This window comes from Sulfuricurvum sp. MLSB (genome assembly GCF_000747095.1).
Classification (GTDB): Bacteria; Campylobacterota; Campylobacteria; order Campylobacterales; family Sulfurimonadaceae; genus Sulfuricurvum.
This window is the reverse complement of sequence record NZ_JQGL01000098.1, coordinates 1-6822: the sequence shown is the minus strand read 5'-3', so window position 1 is coordinate 6822 and position 6822 is coordinate 1. Positions and strand designations below refer to the sequence as shown.

The 6822-nt window shown below is 52.3% G+C and carries 5 protein-coding genes; 3 read left to right on the top strand and 2 right to left on the bottom strand.

What is annotated here, in order from left to right; genetic code table 11:
* Positions 1-19 precede the first annotated feature (19 nt).
* Positions 20-1351, top strand: a complete 1332-nt coding sequence (locus JU82_RS11945; RefSeq protein WP_294892496.1) for a diguanylate cyclase — start codon at positions 20-22, stop codon at positions 1349-1351.
* Between the two features lie 2 nt (positions 1352-1353).
* Positions 1354-4605: an EAL domain-containing protein gene (locus JU82_RS11940; RefSeq protein WP_294892494.1), complete on the top strand. Its 3252-nt coding sequence runs from the start codon at positions 1354-1356 to the stop codon at positions 4603-4605.
* Here the strand turns inward: JU82_RS11940 and JU82_RS07300 are convergent.
* Both JU82_RS07300 and JU82_RS07295 read right to left on the bottom strand, forming a co-directional pair.
* Complete coding sequence (locus tag JU82_RS07300) at positions 4597-4884, bottom strand: c-type cytochrome (protein ID WP_294892493.1); 288 nt, start codon at positions 4882-4884, stop codon at positions 4597-4599. The genes JU82_RS11940 and JU82_RS07300 overlap by 9 nt on opposite strands.
* A 35-nt stretch (positions 4885-4919) precedes the next feature.
* A complete protein-coding gene (locus JU82_RS07295) occupies positions 4920-5696 on the bottom strand; it encodes an RMD1 family protein (protein ID WP_037948745.1) in 777 nt (258 codons plus the stop codon).
* A 65-nt stretch (positions 5697-5761) separates the two neighbouring features.
* On the opposite strand from JU82_RS07295, the gene JU82_RS07290 reads away from it, so the two are divergent.
* Positions 5762-6822: hypothetical protein (locus JU82_RS07290; RefSeq protein WP_037948742.1), on the top strand; the 1061-nt coding region annotated here is incomplete at its 3' end.

Genomic DNA, 6822 nt, shown 5'->3' with positions numbered 1-6822 from the left:
AGAAAAGAAAGGGGTTAGAATGTTTTTTCCGAATTTGGGGCTGCTTGCGACGACGAATGTGATTACGGCCGGTATCGAAGAAACGGTGCAAAGCGCATTGCAAAAGATGCATGAGCACAATCATCGCAGTATCGTCGTCGTGGATGGGCCGCAGCATTATATTCTGACCTCCAAAGACATCATCCGCCTGAAGCTTGAACAGACCGATTTTGATACCCCTCTTTTTCGGGTCATTCTGCGGTCTCTTCCGATGATTCAAAGAGATAGCAACATTGTGGATGCTCTGAGCCTTACGAACGAACACGATGAACATATCTGCGTCTGCAATGAAGACGGCAGTCTCTACGGGCTGGTGACGAACAGCGATATCATCGGGAGCGTCGATCCGCAGATCGTGTTGGATTCGCTTCAGATCGGAACCCTGCTGGATAAGAAATACGGCTACAAGAGCTTTTCTCCGAATACCCCGATGGACGAAGTGCTTCATTACCTCAAAGATGCTCCGAACGATTGCGTGATCATTCAGGAGGGGAGTATCCCCATCGGGATTTTGACCTCCAAAGATGTCCTTCGTTTGATTGAAAAAAACGGCTTGGACACGATTCCCGTCGCTCAAGAGATGTCCGCACCGATCATGACGCTCGATTCCAAATCGTCTATCAACGAAGGATTGGAATTTCTGAAGCAGCGCCATTTTAAACGAATCGTCGTGACCGATCAGTCCGGAAGCGTCATCGGCGTCGTCACGCAGCAGGATCTGATTTCGCGTACCTATCTGAAATGGTCGCAGTTGATGAGGGACCATTTCAAGCAGTTTGAAGAACTGACGCATGTCCTGCAGCAAAAAAACCGCCATCTGGCCGAACTGGCGACGAAAGATTCTCTGACCGACATCCACAACCGCCATATGTTTACCGAACTTTTTGCCAATGAACTTGCAATCCTGAAGCGCGAAGAGACGAAACTCTCGCTGATGATGATCGATCTGGACCATTTCAAACAGATCAACGATACCTACGGCCACAACATCGGCGATACCGTCCTTAAAGCGTTTACGCAGACCGTTGCGGCTTCTATCCGCGAAGCCGATATTTTCGCCCGGTGGGGGGGCGAGGAGTTTGTTTTGCTGCTTCGCGGGGTATCGAGTGCCGAGGCATACGAGATCGGAGAAAAAATACGCAGGGTTGTCGAGACTCAGGAGTTTAATGACGTCGGGCATATCACATGCAGCATCGGGACAGCCGAAGTGCTCGGCACCGATTCGATCGAAAGTGCCGTTCACCGGGCAGACAGAGCGTTGTATACCGCCAAAGAAAGAGGGCGGAATCAAACCGTCATAGGGGAAGCGTAACGATGAAAAAGGTGTTGTTGGGATCGCTTCTGTCCTCCAAGACCGTTTCTCTTGAAGCGGACCGTACGGTTGCCGAAGCACTGAAGATGATGTCTGAATTGGTTATCAGCTCGGTTGTCGTCACCGACGCTGCGGGACATCCGGTCGGAATCTTTACCGAACACGACGCGCTGCACGTTGTTGCGGACATGATCGATATGCATACGCTTTTGAGCGAAGTGATGACGCCGGAACCTTTTTGCGTCGGCGAGACGGTGCAGATGCACGATGCGTATCTGATGATGGAGGAGAAAGGGTTTCGCCATCTGATCGTCATCGACGATTCGGGGCGATTCAAAGGGGTTGTGAGCGAGGGGGATTTCATCCGCCATATCGGGTTCGAACATCTGACGAAGCTCAAACTCGTCGGCGAAGCGATGAGCGATTCTCCGTTGATCATCACCCCGGGTATGGGGCTGGGCGAAGTGGCGGCACTGATGCAGGAGCGCCGATGTGATTACGCCGTAGCATTGAACGGCGCATGTCCGACCGGGATCCTGACCGAGCGCGATATCGCCCATCATTATTCGGAGGTTGAAAAAATCGGCGACGAACGGGTTGACGTATTGCTGCGCAATGATATCTATACGATCAATAAAAATGTTTCGCTTCAGGAAGCGGCAATGCTGATGGAGCAGCACGGCGTTCATCAACTGATTGTTGTGGATTCGCACGGCGCACTGGAAGGGCTGCTCAGCCGACACGACGTACTGCATGCGCTTCACGGAGCGTATTTTGAGTTTTTGCTTCGCACCATCGAGCGAAAAAGCGCCGCCATCGCCAAGATCAATGAGCGCAAACGGGAACTTCGGAGTGAAAAAGAAGAGATTGAACGAAGCAGCCTCAAACTTCGCAAGCTGTTTGAAACGCTTCCTGACGGCATCGTACTGATTGACGGCCGGACGATGAAGGTGATACAGTTCAACCGTTCCGCATACGAACAGCTGGGGTATACGGCCGACGAATTCGCCGAACTTCGTGTTTCTGATTATGAAGCGGCTGATGAGCTGGAGATTACCCGCCGTTTTGAGAAGATTGTACGGGAAGGACGCGACAGCTTTGAGACGCGGCATCGTACCAAAGAGGGCGTACTGATCGATGTATGGGTCAATGATGTGCTGCTGGACATGGGAGGAGTTCCTCACGTGATGGCAGTGTACCGCGACATTACCGAACGCAAGCGCAAAGACAAGGAGCTTGACCGGGTACAGGCGCTGGCCCATATCGGAACGCTGGAGTGGGATATCCTCAAAGACGAGCTCAGCGGAAGCGATGAGAGCAGCCGTATTTTCGGCATAGCGTTTGATGAAAAGCCCACCATAGGGAGCGTGCTGGAATGCGTTGTTGCCGAGGAGCGCGAACAGGTCGCACAGGAACTCTACGCCGCTATGGGGGATGGGAACTACGGTGCAATGTGCCGGATTGACCTGGGCGACGGCGATATTCGGTGGATTAAAACCAATGCCGAATTTCTATACGATGAGCGCGGCAAACCCGTCAAAGGGGTCGGTGTCGTTCAGGATCTGACGGAACGTATTCGCTACGAAGAAGAACTTCGACGCAAAGACGCCGATTTGGGTGCCGCGCAGGCACTGGCCCATATCGGGAGCTGGAGACTGGATGTCAAGCGTGATTTTCTGGAATGGTCGGACGAAACTTATCGGATATTCGGAATCCCGATCGGAACCCCGCTGGTGTATAAAGACTTTATATCGTCCATTCACCCCGACGACCGTGAAAAAGTCGAGTATGCCTGGCAATCCGCGCTTCAAGGATCTTCCTACGAAATCGAACACCGCATCGTCGTCGACGGCGAAGTCAAATGGGTGCGTGAAAATGCTCAGCTTGAAAGTGACGGAGAAGGATGTCTGGTGGCCGGTGTGGGGACGGTGCAGCTGATTACCGAGCGCAAACTCTATGAAGAACGCCTCGAATCACTGGCTAATTACGATCCCCTTACGGGTCTTGCAAATCGGGCGCTGCTGATGTCGCATCTTCAAAACTCCATTGAGCAGGCCAGACGTTTTAAAACCGATATCGCGTTGATTATGTTCGATCTGGACCGTTTCAAAGATATTAATGACAGTTACGGCCACGGTGCCGGTGACGAATTGCTTCAGCACGTGGCATCGCAATTCACCGCCCGGCTGCGGGAGGGTGACCTGATCGGACGGCTTGGGGGAGACGAGTTTGCCGTCGTTTTGGAAAATCTTTCTCATCCTGAAGATGCGGGGCGATTAGCCGAAGAGATGATCGAAATGCTGGGGATGGACTATAAGCTCTCGGGCGGAGCGCTGATCCACATCGGCGCAAGCGCGGGGATCGCCCTTTTCCCTAATCACGGTGAAGATGCGTTTATGCTGCTGCAGCATGCCGATGCGGCACTGTACAAATCCAAATCGGAAGGGCGGGGGACCTATTACTATTATACGGATGAACTTACCGCCTCCGCGCGCAAACGGATCGAATGCGAAAGCCGTCTAAGACGGGCGATCGCCAACAGCGAATTCGAAGTCTATTACCAGCCGCAAGTGCATTTGGTGACGGGACGGATTGTCGGAGCCGAAGCGCTGGTGCGATGGAACGATCCGGAGAGGGGAATCGTTTCTCCGGTCGAATTCATTCCGATCGCCGAAGAGACCGGACTGATCCGGGAAATCGGAGAATGGGTGCTGAACGCGGTATGTGCTCAGGGGAAAATCTGGCTTGACAAAGGGTACCGTCTGACATTGGCTCTGAACCTTTCCGCGCATCAGGTACGCCATCAGAATATCGTGGTGATGGTTGAAGAAGCGTTGAAAAAAAGCGGGTATGACCCCAAGCGTTTGGAACTGGAACTGACCGAAAGCGCTCTGATGGAGCGTCAGGAAGAGGCCGTTGCCATGCTGCACGCTTTGCGGGCGCACGGAATCCGTTTGGCAATCGATGATTTCGGAACCGGATATTCGTCGCTTTCGTATCTTAAACGGTTTCCGATCGATGTGCTGAAAATCGATAAAAGCTTTGTCGATGACATCCCCTACGATCAGGACGACATGGCCATCGTCACGGCGATCATCGCGATGGGGCACGCGCTGGGATTCCAGGTATTGGCAGAGGGGACCGAGCGTGAAGAGCAGATCGCCTTTCTCAAAGAAAAAGGATGCACGATGTATCAAGGATACTACAAAAGTCCCCCGCTTCCTGCGGCGGAGTTCGAGAAGCTGTTACTTTAACCCGTCTACGTAGGCCGCGACCGATTGAAGGTCTGCTTCGCTCACGTCGGCGATGCTTCCTTGCATCGTCGCTTTTTGCTCTCCTCCGAAAGAACCGTTTTTATATCCTTGCAGTTTGGCAAGGGTCCCTTTGTTTCCGGCAATCGCTTTGCCCGAAACAGAGATGTCTTTGCCGTCGGCTCCATGACATTCGGCACATTTTGCACCGTAAATTTTCATCCCTTCCGCCGCTGATAAAAGCGATGTGCCGGCCATTAGAATAAGCAGGGTTTTTTTCACTGTGTTCTCCTCATCTCAATATACGACTCATTGTATCACAACTCTTTCATCATCTCCATCACCCCCATCACGATCTCGACGGCGATCAAAATGATGATGATCCATTCGAGAAATTCGCTCTTTTTGTGGTTGATGATGTCCATGACGAGCATGACGTCTTCCTTGATCTGAGCCAGTTTGGAGAGGGCGGTCTCGTGCCGGTCGTAGAGCTCGAGGATAAATGCCAGACGGTTGTACAGGGCCTCGGCTTCTTCGTTGTCCCATAAAATATTGGGTTTGTCCAAAAGCAGCAGATTGCTTACCATATCGTGGCGGGTGAGCGCGAGGCGTTTGGCAAACTGCATCAATCGGCTGCGGCGGGTGAAGGAGTAGGTATGGATCGATTCGACGATCCGGCGGCTTTGGGCGAACAGCGAATCGAACCGTTTTTCATATTTTTCCAGTCCGACGCTTTGGGAAACGGCCAGTGCGATGACATTGAGATTCAGGGTCGAAATCTCGCGCAGGTAGATTGCCTCGTTGGTGACTTCAAACGCCTCGCTCAGGGAGGGATCGATATGGAGCGGGTAATCTTGCGTGATGAGGTCCTCTTTGTCCTGCAAAGAGATGCCGAGCATGGAAAGCGCATCGAGGATCATTTTTTTCTCTTCGGCGATCAGGGTCAAAACACCAAACGGGGAAAGAACGACGTGGAGGGTGTCGTTGTGGCCGTAATAGCCGTTTTCGATTCCACGGCTCATCCTAATGTCGAGCGAGTATTCGATGGCGGCGTTGGTGAGAGTGCGGTTCAGATAGAGCGAGAGAAGATTCATTGCGTCCCTTTAACCGAAATTTAGTCACCTTTATTGTATCATCCTCTCATTACAATGAGGTGATTATGCGCAAAAAAATAGCAGTGGGATTGATGAGCCTTGGGATCGGCTGGAGTAGTGCGGCAGCAGATGTATCAGAGATGATTTTTTATCCTGAGGCCGATTTCGCCGAAGGTATTTTTCATTTCAACTATCAGGGTGAAAAAAATAAAAATTACGGTTTCATGTTTGAGAAGGGGTTTGACGCGGATCGGATCGTATACGTCCGTCCCGCGGAACACCGGGTCGAGAAGCTGCGTGACGGAACGCTCAAAGTGTCGTTTGCCAATACGGACCGCTACTCGTATCTTCAGCGTGCTTACCGTGATGACTTTCTGGTTTCCGATGAAAAGGGAATCGTTAAAATCCTCCTCAGCGGAGGAGACTGCAAAGCCAGTTCGGATTGCGTAACCGCCGAGAATATTCTGACCGTCAACGTTCCGAAAGGGTACAGCGTCCGCAGCTATCAGGGACTGGATCAGGATCTCAAACCGCTCAAAAATCCGCAGTGGCAGCGCAAAGGCAACACCTATACTCTCACCGCGCGTGATGTCAAGGGTGCCTGTATCATGATGGAGCTTGAACGGCTCAAGCCGGGGCAGGCAGCGACCCATCCGGCTATGGCTGCAGCGGCTCCGCTTAAATCTAACCCTGCGCCGAAAACACCGCCAAAAGCGCCGGAAACCGAACAGAGCCTCTTGAGCGTCGCCGATGTCGAAACACCGCATCAAGCCCCGCAAGTACCTGCCGATCCCGAGCCGGAAATCCAGCCCGTGACGCCTGCTGTGCTTACAGTTGAGACGCCGAAGTCCGAACCGGTGCTCGAAGCACTGAAAAAAGAGGAAAAAGTGGCTGTCAAATCCTCTGCTCCGGCTCCGTATTTCCGTAATTTCCAGATCTTTGAAAACCGTTCGGTCATTGCGCTCAATGATGCGGGCAAAGCGCGTTTGAACGAATGGGTGAAACAGTTCAAAGCAGGAGGTTACCAATCGGTCGTTATCAATGCTTATACCGACAGCATCCCTCCGCAGCGGCTTAAGCATCTGTACGCAACGAACGAAATTCTCTCCGAAGCACGCGGTAAAAT

Bases quoted from the DNA above. Each gene is read 5' to 3' on its own strand.
- JU82_RS11940 (WP_294892494.1), top strand. From the start codon at position 1,354: ATGAAAAAGGTGTTGTTGGGATCGCTTCTGTCCTCCAAGACCGTTTCT.
- JU82_RS07295 (WP_037948745.1), bottom strand. From the start codon at position 5,696: ATGAATCTTCTCTCGCTCTATCTGAACCGCACTCTCACCAACGCCGCC.
- JU82_RS11945 (WP_294892496.1), top strand. From the start codon at position 20: ATGTTTTTTCCGAATTTGGGGCTGCTTGCGACGACGAATGTGATTACG.